The sequence below is a fragment of the Aeromonas sp. 602658 genome (assembly GCF_049173005.1).
GTDB classification, from domain to species: Bacteria; Pseudomonadota; Gammaproteobacteria; order Enterobacterales; family Aeromonadaceae; genus Aeromonas; species Aeromonas veronii_A.
The window spans coordinates 1-13,077 of sequence record NZ_JAAKRF010000053.1; the positions used below are offsets into that span (position 1 = coordinate 1).

At 60.8% G+C, this 13,077-nt stretch carries 10 protein-coding genes and 3 tRNA genes; 11 read left to right on the top strand and 2 right to left on the bottom strand.

Going from position 1 to position 13,077, the window contains the following annotated elements:
- Window positions 1–248, bottom strand: a 248-nt coding sequence (locus tag G5253_RS19950) for a hypothetical protein (protein WP_421204119.1), incomplete at its 3' end; no start/stop codon positions are given.
- A 185-nt stretch (window positions 249–433) separates the two neighbouring features.
- On the opposite strand from G5253_RS19950, the gene G5253_RS19955 reads away from it, so the two are divergent.
- Both G5253_RS19955 and ydiK read left to right on the top strand, forming a co-directional pair.
- The gene (locus G5253_RS19955) at window positions 434–1,822 is read left to right on the top strand and encodes a phosphatase PAP2 family protein (RefSeq protein ID WP_421204120.1); all 1,389 of its coding nucleotides are present in this window, start codon (window positions 434–436) and stop codon (window positions 1,820–1,822) included.
- On the top strand, window positions 1,819–2,910 hold the full coding sequence (gene ydiK / locus G5253_RS19960; RefSeq protein ID WP_216952793.1) for an AI-2E family transporter YdiK: 1,092 nt from the start codon (window positions 1,819–1,821) through the stop codon (window positions 2,908–2,910). The genes G5253_RS19955 and ydiK overlap by 4 nt, the downstream gene beginning before the upstream one ends.
- A 104-nt stretch (window positions 2,911–3,014) precedes the next feature.
- Here the strand turns inward: ydiK and mutS are convergent, their stop codons facing one another.
- Entirely contained in the window at window positions 3,015–5,606 is a 2,592-nt protein-coding gene (gene mutS, locus G5253_RS19965; protein WP_421204122.1) for a DNA mismatch repair protein MutS, read from the bottom strand.
- A gap of 250 nt (window positions 5,607–5,856) precedes the next feature.
- On the opposite strand from mutS, the gene pncC reads away from it, so the two are divergent.
- The 9 genes from pncC (at window position 5,857) to G5253_RS20010 (ending at window position 13,077) form a co-directional block, all read left to right on the top strand.
- Window positions 5,857–6,348, top strand: a complete 492-nt coding sequence (pncC, locus tag G5253_RS19970) for a nicotinamide-nucleotide amidase (RefSeq protein WP_266134600.1) — start codon at window positions 5,857–5,859, stop codon at window positions 6,346–6,348.
- 80 nt (window positions 6,349–6,428) lie between these two features.
- A complete protein-coding gene (recA, locus tag G5253_RS19975) occupies window positions 6,429–7,493 on the top strand; it encodes a recombinase RecA (protein ID WP_005348744.1) in 1,065 nt (354 codons plus the stop codon).
- A 44-nt stretch (window positions 7,494–7,537) separates the two neighbouring features.
- Complete coding sequence (locus tag G5253_RS19980) at window positions 7,538–8,047, top strand: regulatory protein RecX (RefSeq protein WP_041202223.1); 510 nt, start codon at window positions 7,538–7,540, stop codon at window positions 8,045–8,047.
- 295 nt (window positions 8,048–8,342) lie between these two features.
- Complete coding sequence (gene alaS, locus G5253_RS19985) at window positions 8,343–10,967, top strand: alanine--tRNA ligase (protein ID WP_266134601.1); 2,625 nt, start codon at window positions 8,343–8,345, stop codon at window positions 10,965–10,967.
- Window positions 10,968–10,983: 16 nt separating this feature from the next.
- The gene (locus G5253_RS19990) at window positions 10,984–12,222 is read left to right on the top strand and encodes an aspartate kinase (protein WP_266134602.1); all 1,239 of its coding nucleotides are present in this window, start codon (window positions 10,984–10,986) and stop codon (window positions 12,220–12,222) included.
- A gap of 103 nt (window positions 12,223–12,325) precedes the next feature.
- Window positions 12,326–12,514, top strand: a complete 189-nt coding sequence (gene csrA / locus G5253_RS19995) for a carbon storage regulator CsrA (protein WP_005336053.1) — start codon at window positions 12,326–12,328, stop codon at window positions 12,512–12,514.
- 213 nt (window positions 12,515–12,727) lie between these two features.
- A tRNA-Ser gene (locus tag G5253_RS20000) sits at window positions 12,728–12,820 on the top strand.
- 3 nt (window positions 12,821–12,823) lie between these two features.
- Window positions 12,824–12,900: transfer RNA gene (locus G5253_RS20005), tRNA-Arg, on the top strand.
- Between the two features lie 100 nt (window positions 12,901–13,000).
- Window positions 13,001–13,077, top strand: a tRNA-Arg gene (locus G5253_RS20010).

Sequence of the window (13,077 nt, forward strand, 5' to 3'; positions counted from 1 at the left end):
ATGAAGGTGATGAGCAGGATCAGCTTGAGTACGGTCTGGAAGGCCTCCAGGAAGTTCTGCTCCAGCTGGGCGGTGAGGCCATTGGCACTAGTCATCAGCCAGGTGTAGACCTCGCGCACGAACGGGATACGGCTTGGCATCTCCAGCACATCCAGTGCGGCAGGGAGCGCCTGGAAGATGACGATGCTGCCGAACAGGATCAGGATGACACCGATAGCGATGCCGAGGAAAAAGCCGAACTGTCTCATGGAAGGCTCCAGCGTTTGCTGCATGAAATTGAAGATAGCCGCCAATAGTAGGGAGTGCCCTGCTTCATCGCAATCTTCCGTGCACCGCCAGCGCGGCTGGAACGGCGGCAATCCGGCCGCTACCGTTGCCCAACTATCTGATTTCTGGGAGGCTTGTCGCCATTGTGCATAGGGAAAGCAAATTGATGTCGAGAACCCTCTTTTTACTGTTGCTGGCGCTGTTTGCCGCTCTGCCAGCCCTGAGTGCCGAACCGGCGGCTCCCTCGGCGGCGGCCTGCGCCATCCGCCATCAGGATCAACTGCTGCTGGTGCAGGATCGCATCTCCTCCCGCTACAGTCTGAGCGGCGGCTACATAGATGGCGATGAGCGCCCCGAACAGGCGGCGCTGCGCGAACTCTATGAAGAGACCGGCTTGCGGGGGGGGGTTGTGCAGGAGCTGGGTCGCTGGCAGCGGGCGGTTATCTTCGCTTGTCGCACTCTGGAACCGATTGTCGCGCAGCAAGGCGCCGCGTTTGTCTCCATCCTGAAGGCCCCCAATCTGGGTGGCGAGATCCTTAACGCCCGGCTGATCGCCATCGACCAGCTCCCCCGCGAGCAGCGCCGCTTCCCGGATCAGCTCGACTGGCTGCAAGCCAGGCTTGATCAGGTGCCGGAGAGCGAGGTGCGCTGGCAGGCCGATTTCGTGATGCAGGGCAATGCGCTGCATCAGGCCGAGATCCCGCTGATGCTGCACATGCAACAGTGGCTGGGGCCCGATGTCTGGTGGCTGTCGGTCAGCAATCTGTTTGGTTCAGGCGGCTTTCAGCTTGCCCTGATACCTTTGCTGCTCCCGCTGCTGGGGTGGCCGCGACTGCGCCAGCTGCTGTTCGCCATGCTCTGGCTCGGCTTGCTGGTGCAGGCAAGCAAGGAGGGGATCGGCTGGCCGCGTCCCTTCCATCTGCAACCTGAACTGGCAACCCAGAGTGCCCAAGGCTTTGGCATGCCGAGCGGCCATACCGCCTCGGCCTTGCTGTTCTGGGGGGCGCTGCTTGGCTGGCTCTGGCCTGCCCGGCGCGGGCTGGCCTATTCGCTGGCGCTGCTGCTGGCGCTGACCACAGGTCTGGCGCGGGTCTGGCTCGGGGTGCACTTTATCTCTGACGTAGCGGCGGGGCTGCTGATGGGCGCCATACTGCTGGCTGCTTGTCCCTGCTGGCGTACCGATGGGGGTGGGGCAGGCTGGTTGCTGCTGATTGCCGCGGCGCTGGCGCTCGGGGGAATGACCCAATCGGCCCATCTGACCGGTATCGGGCTGGTAGCGCTGGGCCTCTGGCTCGGGGGAAAGGCTGCCCTCGTTCGTGCTGGTTATCCCCCGCTGCTTACAGGGGGCGTTGTGCTGGCGGGCGGCTTGCTGATCGGTGCCGGCCTGTGGCTGTTGCCGCTGCTAACCAGTAGCTCGTTGATCATACTGCTCGGACAGTTTGTGCTCTTTTTCGGGCTGGGGCTCTGGTTGAGCGTCGGCCTCTGGTGGATACTCTCTCTCTTGAAACAAGACTCACGACCCAGGGGCGGACGCCCTGCAAGGGGAACTCTATGAATATGAAAAAAGTGGATTTGGCCAAGATAACCTTGGGGGTGCTGTTTCTCAGCCTCCTGATCATCTCCTGCTTTATGGTGCTGCGCCCCTTCCTGCCCGCACTGGTGTGGGCCACCATGATCACCATCGCTACCTGGCCACTGATGTTGATGGTGCAGCGGTTGCTGTGGGGCAAGCGTGCGCTGGCCGCTCTCTTTATGAGCCTGGTGCTATTGCTGATGTTTGTCATTCCGCTCTTTATGACACTGGCCAATGTGGCGGAGAAAGCCCCCATGCTGATCGAACTGGGGACCAATATCAGCCAGTCGCCTCCGCCCGAGCTGCTCTGGTTGCAGCAGATCCCGCTGGTGGGCGGCAAGCTCTATGACTTCTGGCAGCAAATTCTGGCGAGCGGTGGTCAGGTGCTGTTTGCCAAGCTGGCGCCCTACTTCGGTCAGACGGCGCGCTGGCTGGCTGCTCAGGCCGGCAATCTGGGCATGCTGCTGGTCCACTTCCTGCTGACGGTCGGTATCTGTGGTCTGCTCTATCACTCCGGTGAAGTGGTGGCGACCGGCATTCGCCGCTTTGCTCACCGGCTGGCCGGGGATCGCGGTGACAATGCGACCGTGCTGGCTTCCCAGGCGATCCGTGCCGTGGCCATGGGGGTGGTGGTCACTGCGCTGGTGCAATCCTCGGTAGCCGGAGTGGGACTGTGGATCGCTGGCATCCCCTACACCATGGTTCTGGTGGTGGTAATGTTCCTGCTCATCGTCGCCCAGATAGGTCCCTTTCCGGTGCTGATCTCCTGTGTCGGTTATCTCTACTGGAGCGGTGATACTACCTGGGGCACCTTCCTGTTGGTCTGGTCGCTGATCGCCGGCACCATGGACAACTTCCTGCGTCCCTTCCTGATCAAACGCGGTGCCAATTTGCCCCTCATTCTCATTCTGGTGGGGGTTATCGGCGGCCTGCTGGCGATGGGGATCATCGGTCTGTTTATCGGCCCCGTGGTGCTGGCTGTGGCTTATACCTTGCTGGATGCCTGGATCAAGGAGGGTGACCACCAGTCAGAGGCGACCCATATCGCGGCAGCACCCAGTATAGATTGACGGTTCTATAAAAAGACGATGCAAAGAGCCGCCCGATGGGCGGCTCTTTTGTTGATGATGACAGCGTCAGGCCAGTTGTTTCATACCTGAGCCGCAGCGGTTGTTCACAGCATCTGCTTGAGGCGATAGAGCAGATCCAGTGCCTGACGGGGGGTGAGTTCGTCCGGGCGCACTGCTTCCAGCTCTTCCACCACCGGATGAGGCTGCGGGGCGAGAGTCACCGGAGCCGGGCGGCTTTCACCTGCGGCGGCCGGAGTGGCGCTCTCCAGCTCATGCAGTTTGTGACGGGCCTGCTGGATCACCGATTTCGGCACCCCGGCCAACGCTGCCACTTGCAGACCGTAGGAGCGGCTGGCCGCCCCTTCCTGCACCGCGTGCATAAAGGCGATGGTGTCGCCGTGCTCCACCGCATCGAGATGGACGTTGGCCAGCCCGCTCATCATCTCCGGCAAGCGGGTCAGCTCGAAGTAGTGGGTGGCGAACAGGGTGTAGGCGCCAATCTTGCTCGCCAGCTGTTCGGCACAGGCCCACGCCAGCGAGAGGCCGTCGTAGGTGCTGGTGCCGCGGCCAATTTCGTCCATCAGCACCAGACTGCGGGCGGTGGCGTTGTTGAGGATGTTGGCGGTCTCGGTCATCTCCACCATAAAGGTGGAGCGGCCGGAGGCGAGATCATCCGAGGCTCCGATGCGGGTGAAGATGCGGTCGATGGGGCCGATGCGGGCGCTGTCGGCGGGCACGAAGGCGCCGATATGGGCCAGCAGCACGATCAGCGCGGTCTGGCGCATGTAGGTGGATTTACCGCCCATGTTGGGGCCTGTGATGATCAGCATCCGCCGCTCCCGCTCCAGCCGGATGGGGTTGGCGATAAAGGGATCTGTCATCACCTGCTCAACCACCGGATGGCGGCCCGCCTCGATGATGATCTGATCTTCGTCGATGAGGGTCGGGCAGCGATAGTCGAGGGTCTCGGCCCGCTCGGCCAGGTTGGCCAGCACGTCCAGCTCCGCCAGTGCGGCGGCGGAATCCTGCAGATCGCCGAGATGGGGCAGCAGGGCATCGAGCAGCTCTTCGTAGAGCCGTTTCTCCAGCGCCAGCGCCTGGGACTGGGCGGTGAGTACCTTGTCCTCGTACTTCTTCAGCTCATCGATGATGTAGCGTTCGTTGTTCTTGAGGGTTTGACGGCGGATGTAGTGGGCCGGCACCAGATGGCTGTTGGCGCGGCTCACCTCTATATAGAAGCCGTGCACCTTGTTGTAACCCACCTTGAGGGTGTTGATGCCGGTCAGCAGTTTTTCCCGCTCTTCGATGCGGGCGAGGCTGGCGGTGGCACCGTTGGCCAGGTCCCGTAGCTCGTCCAGCTCCTGATTGAAGCCGTCACGGATCACGCCACCATCGCGGATCAGCACCGGCGGCACTTCCATCACCGCGCGCTCCAGCAGGTCGAGCAGCTCGGGGAAGGTGCTGGCCCGCTCGGCCAGTTGTTGCACCGCTTCGTGCTCGTTGTCCACCAGCAGGCGCTGCAACTCAGGTAACTGGGCGAAGGCCTGACGCAGGCGGGTGAGGTCGCGCGGGCGGGCCGATCGCAGGGCGAGACGGGCCAGCACCCGCTCCACATCACCCACCTGACGCAGCAGGTTGCCCAACTCGTCGTAGAGGTTTTGCTCGATGAGCTCCTTGATGGTGCTCTGGCGACCTTTCAGGATCACCCGATCGCGGATCGGCTGGTGGATCCAGCGCTTGAGCAGGCGGCTGCCCATGGGGGTGGCGGTGCGATCCAGCACCTCGGCCAGGGTATTTTCATAGCCACCGGCCAGATTCTGGGTCAGCTCCAGATTGCGGCGGGTGGCGGCATCCATGATGACCGCATGATCCGGCTGCTCGAGGCGCACGCTGCGGATGTGGGGCAGGGCGGTGCGCTGGGTATCTTTGACGTACTGCATCAGACAACCAGCGGCGCACAGGGCGGTCTCGCTCTTGTCGACGCCAAATCCCACCAGATCCTGGGTACCGAACTGTTGGCACAAGAGCTTGCGGGCGGTGCCCAGTTCAAACTCCCACTCCGGGCGGCGACGCAGGCCGCGGCGCCCCTCGATATGGTGCAGGAACTCGAACGATTCGGGATAGAGCAGCTCGGCCGGATTGGTGCGTTGCAGCTCAGCCAGCAAGGTCTCTTCTTTCTCGAACTGATTGATGAAGAAGCGGCCGGAGCCGATGTCCATGGTGCCATAGCCGAAGCGGCGGCCATCGTGGTAGACGGCGGCGATCAGGTTGTCCTGCCGCTCGCTGAGCAGCGCCTCGTCGGAGACGGTGCCCGGGGTGATGATGCGAATGACCTTGCGCTCCACCGGCCCCTTGCTGGTGGCGGGATCCCCCACCTGTTCGCAGATGGCGGCCGACTCGCCGAGCTGCACCAGCTTGGCCAGATAACCCTCGATGGCGTGATAGGGAACACCCGCCATCGGGATGGGGCTGCCGGCCGACTGGCCGCGCTTGGTCAGGGAGATGTCGAGCAGTTGGGAGGCCTTGCGGGCATCGTCATAGAACAGCTCGTAGAAGTCGCCCATCCGGTAGAACAGCAGGATCTCCGGGTTCTCGGCCTTGAGGCCGAGGTACTGCTGCATCATGGGCGTGTGGGCGCTCAGATTGGCGCCGGGAGCGGAGCTTGTGGCGCCGCTGGCTTGGTGTTGTGCGGTCATGTTCTGTTCCAGAAGGGGCCTCTGCGGGCCAGTGTCTGCGGTGATGAGCCTTGAGCTTGATGGCGCCATTCTACACATAAGCGCCGCGACGGGGGAGCGGGTGTTCCGGGCGCGGTTGTTCTGCGCTATTGAAGGCATGGCACAGGTGCGGCACCTCACATTGCGGCAGGCAAGGGCGGTCTGCCGTGGTTGCGGGCGGCGCTAGCAGGATCGCATAATGTGCCTCTTGAGCGGATCAGAAGGAGTCGTGATGAAACTGGATGCAGAGATAGAGCACCTTGCCATCGAGCTGGGACGGGCCCTTGGCCAGCGGGGCTGGCTGGCGGCGACCGCCGAATCCTGTACCGGCGGCGGGGTGGCCAGCGCCATCACCGACATAGCGGGCAGCTCCGGCTGGTTCGATCGCGGATTTGTCACCTACACCAACGAGGCCAAGCAGCAGATGTTGGGGGTGAGCAGCGATAGCCTTGAACAGCACGGTGCAGTGAGCGAAGCTGTGGTGCTGGAGATGGCCCGCGGCGCGCTGGCCCACTCGTCGGCCTCCATCAGCGTTGCTATCAGTGGCATCGCCGGCCCCGGCGGCGCCACCGAGGGCAAGCCGGTCGGCACCGTCTGGTTCGCCTGGGCCGACCGCAACGGCCGTCACCACTCCCTGCTCGCCCGCTTCGACGGGGATCGCCGACAGGTGCGCCTGCAGGCGGTGAGACAGGCCTTGTCGGGTCTGTTGGCCCTGCTCAGATAAATTGGGCTTGATACTGTATGAATAGACAGTATACTTAGCCCAACTTCACTTCTTACTCACGATTTCCAGCGGAGATTGGCATGGATCAGAACAAACAGAAGGCACTGGCGGCTGCGCTGGGTCAGATTGAAAAGCAGTTCGGCAAAGGTTCCATCATGCGTCTGGGCGACAGCAAGACCATGGATATCGAAGCCATCTCTACCGGTTCCCTCTCGCTGGACGTGGCGCTGGGCATTGGCGGTCTGCCGTGTGGCCGTATCGTCGAGATCTACGGCCCGGAATCTTCCGGTAAAACCACCCTCACCCTGCAGGTGATCGCGGAAGCCCAGAAGAAGGGCAAAACCTGTGCCTTCGTCGATGCGGAGCACGCGCTGGATCCTATTTATGCTGCCAAGCTGGGCGTCAACGTCGACGACCTACTCATCTCTCAGCCGGATACCGGTGAACAGGCGCTGGAGATCTGCGACATGCTGGTTCGCTCCAACGCGGTTGACGTCATCATCGTCGACTCCGTGGCGGCCCTGACGCCGAAAGCGGAAATCGAAGGGGAGATGGGTGATTCCCACGTTGGCCTGCAGGCCCGTCTGATGTCCCAGGCGCTGCGCAAGCTGACCGCCAACATCAAGAACGCCAACTGCCTGTGCATCTTCATCAACCAGATCCGGATGAAGATCGGCGTCATGTTCGGTAGCCCGGAGACCACTACCGGTGGTAACGCGCTCAAGTTCTACGCCTCCGTGCGTCTGGATATCCGTCGTATCGGCGCCATCAAGGAAGGCGACGAAGTGGTCGGTAACGAGACCCGCGTCAAAGTGGTCAAGAACAAGGTGGCCCCGCCCTTCAAGCAGGCTGAATTCCAGATCTTCTACGGTGCCGGTATCTCCAAAGAGGGCGAGCTGGTGGATCTCGGTGTCAAGCACAAGCTGATCGACAAGGCCGGCGCCTGGTACAGCTACAACGGCGAGAAGATCGGTCAGGGCAAGGCCAACGTGATGAAGCTGTTCGCCGAGAACAAGGTGATGGCTGGCGAAGTGGAAGCCCGCCTGCGCGAGCTGCTGCTCTCCGGCGCAGTGCCTGTCGATGACAAGGCTGCTCCGGTTGAGGCAGATGAGTTCGATGCCGAAAGCGAACAAGAGTTCGAATAAGGAACAAAGGAAGGCCGGGTAGATACCCGGCCTTGTTATTTATGATGGTTGATGAATCCGTTACAGAACCGGTCGAGCCTGCCGAACCGACCTTTGCCGAGCAGCTGGCCGCTGCCCGTGCTTATGCCATGCGCAGTCTGGCCCGTCGCGAGAGTGCCGAGTCAGAGCTGGCCAACCGGCTGCGCCAGCAGGGCTTCAATGAAGAGGTGATCGAGGCGGTGGTCGACTACTGTCGCGGTTACAACTGGGTCAATGACGAACGTTACGGCGGTATGGCTGTACGGGCCGGTGCCGCCAAGGGCCATGGCCCCATCAAGATCCGTTTCGATCTGCGCCGCAAGGGGCTCGACGATATGCAGATTGATGCCGCATTCGATCAGCCGGAGCTGGACTGGTTCGAGCTTGCCTTCGAACTGCTGGAGCGACGGGCAAAAATTGTCGATCTGGCCGATTTCAAGCTGCGGATGAAGTGGCTCAAATATCTGCTGGGGCGCGGCTTTACCCAGGATCAGGCCCGTTATGCCATCTCTGCCCTGCAGGAGCGGGAGGAGTAACGCCACTGCGTGGCATACGTCGTTTCACCTCTCCTTGCGGCAGGTTTTTCCTGCCCGTTCAGTAGGTTGCGCGCACAATCCCGAAAAAGCGGCCTTTTGTTCATCTCATCCCTCCTTATGCGCTGCTTTTTTGCCTCTCGACAGTGAAAAAAGCCACTGTAGGCAGCGGCGCTCTTATCTGGCCCGTTTATGTGCGCTTTTTCGCCCGTGGCGGCCCTGTCCGTTTTACTTTACCCCGCAGAAAACTTACATTAATGCGGTTAAAAGTCCGTATTCGAATCAAGCAGGATTTTCCATGTATATGTCCACGTCAGAGATTCGCGCTGCGTTTCTCGAGTATTTCCGTTCCCAGGGGCACCAGGTTGTCTCCTCCAGCTCGCTGGTACCGCATAACGACCCGACCCTGTTGTTTACCAACGCGGGTATGAACCAGTTCAAGGACGTGTTCCTTGGCGCAGACAAGCGTGCCTACAATCGCGCGACGACTTCCCAGCGTTGCGTGCGTGCCGGTGGTAAGCACAACGATCTGGAAAACGTCGGCTATACCGCTCGTCACCACACCTTCTTTGAAATGCTGGGTAACTTCAGCTTCGGTGACTACTTCAAGCAGGATGCCATCAAGTTTGCATGGGGCTTCCTGACCGAGGTGCTGCAGCTGCCGAAAGAGCGCCTGCTGGTGACCGTCTACGCGACTGATGATGAAGCTTTCGATATCTGGGAAAAAGAGGTCGGTGTCCCGGCCGATCGCATCGTGCGCATCGGTGACAACAAGGGTGCTCCTTACGCTTCCGACAACTTCTGGGCGATGGGTGATACCGGCCCGTGCGGTCCCTGCACCGAGATCTTCTATGACCACGGCGATCACATCTGGGGTGGCCGTCCCGGCTCACCGGAAGAGGATGGCGACCGTTTCATCGAGATCTGGAACGTGGTGTTCATGCAGTTCAACCGTCAGGCTGACGGCACCATGGAGCCGCTGCCCCGTCCGTCCGTGGATACCGGCATGGGTCTGGAGCGTATCTCCGCCATCATGCAGGGTGTGCACTCCAACTACGAAATCGACATCTTCCAGGCGCTGATCAAGAAAGCGGCCGAGATTGTCGGCACCACCGATCTGAGCAACCAGTCCCTGCGCGTCATCGCTGACCACATCCGCTCCTGCGCCTTCCTGGTGGCAGATGGCGTGATGCCGTCCAACGAAGGTCGTGGCTATGTGTTGCGTCGCATCATCCGCCGCGCCGTGCGTCACGGTCGCAAGCTGGGTGCGACCGATGTCTTCTTCTACAAACTGGCTGCCGAGCTGGCGGTGCAGATGAAGGATGTCGCTGCCGAGCTGATCGCCCAGCTGCCGCTGGTCGAGCGCGTGCTGCGCATCGAAGAGGAGCAGTTCGTCCGCACGCTGGATCGCGGTCTGCTGCTGCTGGAAGATGCTCTGGCCAACCTGGGCGATGCCAAGGTTATTCCGGGTGAGGTGGTGTTCAAGCTCTATGACACTTACGGCTTCCCGGCCGACCTGACTGCCGACGTGGTGCGCGAGCGCGAGATCGGCATCGACGAAGAGGGCTTCAAGGCCGAGATGGAGAAGCAGCGTGCTCGTGCCAAGGAGGCCTCCAGCTTCGGCGTGAACTACAACGAGATGCTCAAGCTCGACTTCGAGACCCCCTTCACCGGTTACAAGACCCTGACCGAGCGCACTCGCGTGGTCGGTATCTACAAGGGTGTGGAAGAGGTGAGCGGTCTTATCGCCGGTGACGAAGCGGTCATCGTGCTGGAGGAGACCCCCTTCTACGCCGAGTCCGGCGGCCAGATCGGCGACAGCGGTACCCTGAAAGTGGACGACGGCATCTTTGCCGTGACCGACACCCTGAAAGCGGGCAAGGCGATCATCCACAAGGGCTACATGGAGCTGGGCACTCTGGAGAAGGGCGCCGAAGTGGAAGCCGTGGTTGATGGCGATCGTCGTCAGGCCATCGCCCTGAACCACTCCGTGACTCACCTGCTGCACGCTGCCCTGCGTCAGGCACTGGGCGAGCACGTCACCCAGAAAGGTTCTCTGGTTGGGGCCGAGCGCATGCGCTTTGACTTCTCCCACTTCGAGGGGCTGACCATGGCGACCATTCGCCGGGTCGAGGAGCTGGTCAACAACCAGATCCGCGCCAACCACGAAATCACCACCCGGTTGATGGATCTGGAAGCGGCCAAGTCCGCCGGTGCCATGGCGCTGTTTGGTGAGAAATATGAAGACGACGTGCGTGTGGTGCGCATGGGCGACTACTCCACCGAGCTGTGCGGCGGTACTCACGCCAAGCGCACCGGTGATATTGGCTTCTTCAAGATCATCGCCGAGAGCGGCATCGCAGCTGGCGTGCGCCGTATCGAAGCGGTGACCGGCAAAGCGGCCATCGACTTCATGCATCAGGTTGGCGAGCAGATCGAAGAGGCTGCTGCCCTGGTGAAAGGTGATCAGTTCTGCATCGCCGACAAGGTTCGCCAGATGCTGGACAAGGCCAAGATGATGGAGCGCGAGCTGGAGCAGCTCAAGGCCAAGCTGGCCGCTCAGGCCGGTAACGACCTGCTGGGCCAGGTAATCGAGATCAACGGTCAGAAGGTGCTGGTTGCAGCGCTGGAAGGGGCCGATCCGAAATCCCTGCGCGGCATGCTGGACGAGCTGAAGAACCAGATGAAGTCCGGTGTCGTGCTGCTGGCCACCTGTGCCGATGGCAAGGTCAACCTGATCGCCGGCGTCACCAACGACCTGACCGGCAAGGTCAAGGCCGGTGAACTGGTCAATCTGGTTGCCCAGCAGGTGGGTGGCAAGGGCGGTGGCCGTCCGGACATGGCACAGGCGGGTGGTACCCAGCCTGAGGCGGTGCCGGCAGCGCTGCAATCCGTTCACTCCTGGCTGGAAGAGCGCCTGTAATCGGGCGAGGTGATCTGTGGCACTCTATGTACAGAAGTACGGCGGCACCTCGGTCGGCACACTGGAGCGGATCGAGGCGGTAGCTGAGCGGGTCGAGCAGACCCGCGCCCAGGGACACGACGTGGTGGTGGTTGTCTCCGCCATGTCGGGCGAAACCAACCGGCTGCTGGGCATGGCCCAGCAGCTGGATCCTGATGCCAACCGGCGGGAGATGGATGTACTGGTCTCCACCGGTGAGCAGGTCACCATAGCGCTGCTGGCGATCGCGTTGAACAAACGCGGTTGTCCTGCGGTCTCAATGACCGGTGATCAGGTGCGGATTCATACCGATTCCGCCTATGGCAAGGCGCGCATCACCCACATCGACTCCGAGCTGGTTCATGCCGAACTGGCTGCGGGCAAGGTGGTGGTGATCGCCGGTTTCCAGGGCCGTGACGAGCATAACGCCATCACGACGCTGGGCCGCGGCGGTTCGGATACCACGGCGGTTGCCGTGGCGGCGGCCATCAAGGCCGATGAGTGCCAGATCTTTACCGATGTGGATGGGGTATACACCACGGATCCGCGCATCGAGCCCAAGGCGCGTCGTCTCGACACCATCACCTTCGAGGAGATGCTGGAGATGGCCAGTCTCGGCGCCAAGGTGCTGCAGATCCGCTCGGTGGAGTTTGCGGGCAAGTACCGCGTCCCGCTGCGGGTGCTGTCGAGCTTTATCGATGGAGAGGGAACCTTAATCACATATGGAGGTGATAGGATGGAAGCTCCCCTGGTATCCGGGATCGCTTTTAACCGCAACGAGGCCAGCCTGACCATTCTGGGCGTGCCGGACAGACCAACCGTTGCCGCGCAGATCCTGAATCCGATCAGCGACGCCAACATTGATGTCGACATGATTGTGCAGAACACCCTGGGAGATGGCACCGCCGACTTCACCTTCACGGTGAATCGTGACGACTATCGCCGCGCCCGGGCTCTGTTGGAGGAGACTGCCACCGAACTTGGCGCCTCCTGCGTGCAGGGAAATGGCGAAATTGCCAAGGTTTCCATTGTCGGTGTCGGCATGTGGAACCATCCCGGTGTTGCGCGCACCATGTTCAAGGTATTGGGCGAGGAGGGGATCAACATGCAGTTGATCTCGACCTCTGAAATCAAAATCTCTGTGGTGATTGACGAGAAGTATCTGGAGCTGGCGGTGCGAGCCCTGCACGCGGCTTTCGGGTTGGATCAGGCACCGCAAGAGCAGCCCTTGGGCTAACAATCTCTGATTGATTTAGTTTCAACCATTTACCATATCGGTATCTTTGTTAGATAATGTCGCATATCGATATAAAAACAAAACAGGATACAGGAGCAAGCGAATGCTTATTTTGACTCGTCGTGTTGGGGAAACCCTGATGATTGGTGATGAAGTGACTGTCACCGTACTGGGCGTTAAAGGCAACCAGGTCCGTATCGGTGTTAACGCACCGAAAGAGGTCTCCGTACACCGCGAAGAGATCTACCAGCGCATTCAGGCCGAGAAAGTTCCGGGCCAACCGGGCTTCTAAGCCACTTTCATGGCTGTGACAAGGCGACACCTCATGTGTCGCCTTTTGTTTTTCCGGCCCCCTGAAATCGCCCTGCAGGGCGCGAAACTGCGGGATAAGTGCCGATATTGTTTGAATATTCCACGCTTTGACCAAATGCTGAGCGAACGCACTTTTTTCTCCAAAAAAGTGTTTGACTAAAAATCCCTGTGAAGTATTATCAGCCCCGCAAACGGAGAGGTGGCCGAGAGGCTGAAGGCGCTCCCCTGCTAAGGGAGTATGCGGCTTATACCCGCATCGGGGGTTCGAATCCCCCCTTCTCCGCCATTTGCGCCCGTAGCTCAGCTGGATAGAGTACCTGGCTACGAACCAGGTGGTCAGAGGTTCGAATCCTCTCGGGCGCACCATATTACGACTCAAGCAAGAGTCATGTGTTGACCATCAGCAAGTCGACACTTTGGAAAAGGCTTACTGATAAGTAAGCTTTTTTTATCGTTTTAAAACAGGGCGCCCGTAGCTCAGCTGGATAGAGTACCTGGCTACGAACCAGGTGGTCAGAGGTTCGAATCCTCTCGGGCGCACCA